This window comes from Pseudoalteromonas sp. SR43-7, assembly GCF_014163785.1.
GTDB classification, from domain to species: domain Bacteria; phylum Pseudomonadota; class Gammaproteobacteria; order Enterobacterales; family Alteromonadaceae; genus Pseudoalteromonas; species Pseudoalteromonas distincta.
The window spans coordinates 1-1,504 of record NZ_JACJDY010000051.1 but is presented as its reverse complement, the minus strand read 5'-3'; the positions used below and the strand labels follow the sequence as shown (position 1 = coordinate 1,504).

Genomic DNA, 1,504 nt, shown 5'->3' with positions numbered 1-1,504 from the left:
TATAGTCTTTGAACCTTAATAATCTATACTTTGAATTGTTGAGGTTATGTGCTCTTTACTTACGAATATTGTGCCATCATCATTTAATGATCACCGCTTTTCTTTCGAAGTATTGAGTTACTTTACTCAAAACGAATACTCAGGGCTTGCCTTACAAACGCTGTCTATATTTCTTTCGAAGAGTAAAGAATGCATAACAAATTTCAATAATCGGAGATTTGGCATGAATACTAAAAATGATAACTTTTCTGCATATGTTGGCCTTGATTGGGCTGATAAAAAACATGATATTTGTGTGCAGGTTAAAGACGAAGAGTCTCGGGCGTTCAGCGTAATTTCTCACTCACCTGAATCAATTCATGATTGGGTTGAGGGATTACATAAAAAAGTAAAAGGCAATATTGCTGTTGCAGTTGAGTTAAATAAAGGACCTATAGTATATGCCTTGCAAAAATATAGCTTTGTTACAGTTTATCCTATTCATGGATTAACCCTTGCTCGATACAGACAAGCTATGTTTCCTAGCGGTTCAAAAGATGATCCTTCAGACGCTGAATTAGCATTAGATATGATGCTCAATTATCCAAAGAAGATTACCCCCCTCAAACCAAGCAGCGAGAAAACTAGAACATTAGCCCTTCTTGTCGAACAACGTCGATTACTTGTAGACGACAAACGTAGGCATGCGAACCGAATCATTAATGCTCTAAAGCAATATTATACACAGCCCTTAGAGTGGTTTTCACACAGAGATACAGAGCTATTTTGTAATTTTCTAATTAAATTCCCAAACTTAAATGAATTGAAACGCGTTAGAACAAATACAGTTGCCAAACTATTAAACTCCAGAGGAGGGCCCACTGTTAAGAAGACCCCAGAACGCATTGCATCTATAAAGGAGGCAATTCCTCTTACTAACGACGAATCTTTAATTATACCTTATCAAACGTTTGTCATCGCATTGGCTAAACAGATGTTGGTATTAATTAACAATATTCGAGAGTACGACTCACAAATAAACTCAATTTTTACCAGTATGGATGACGCCTCAATATTTGCTTCACTTCCTGGTACAGGCCCTTGCCTTGCTCCTAGGCTTTTAGCTGCTTTAGGGGAAGATAAATCTCGTTTTAGTAGTGCACAAGAAATACAAAACTATGCAGGCTTATCGCCAGTTACAGAGCGTAGTGGTCAAAAGAGCTGGGTACATTGGCGCTGGCAATGTTCTAAATTTGTCCGTCAGAGCTTTATAGAGTGGGCTTCCAAAAGCGTAGGGCAATCTTATTGGGCGGGCATTTATTACGCACAGCAAAAAGCGAAAGGTAATTCACACCAATCGGCAATAAGAGCGTTGGCCTATAAATGGGTAAGGATCTTATTTAGGTGCTGGAAAACAGGAAAAGCTTATGATGAATCAAAATATTTAAAAGCACTAAAAGAGAAAGGTTCTCCTCTTTTAGTGGTAGAAAAAGCTTGTTGAATGCCTCAGGGCGTGAAGCGGACG

At 38.3% G+C, this 1,504-nt stretch carries 1 protein-coding gene; it reads left to right on the top strand.

Features of this window, described 5'->3' with window-relative positions; all coding sequences use genetic code 11:
* The first annotated feature begins 223 nt into the window (after positions 1-223).
* A complete protein-coding gene (locus H5087_RS19965) occupies positions 224-1,480 on the top strand; it encodes an IS110 family transposase (RefSeq protein ID WP_182673142.1) in 1,257 nt (418 codons plus the stop codon).
* The last annotated feature ends 24 nt before the right edge of the window (positions 1,481-1,504 follow it).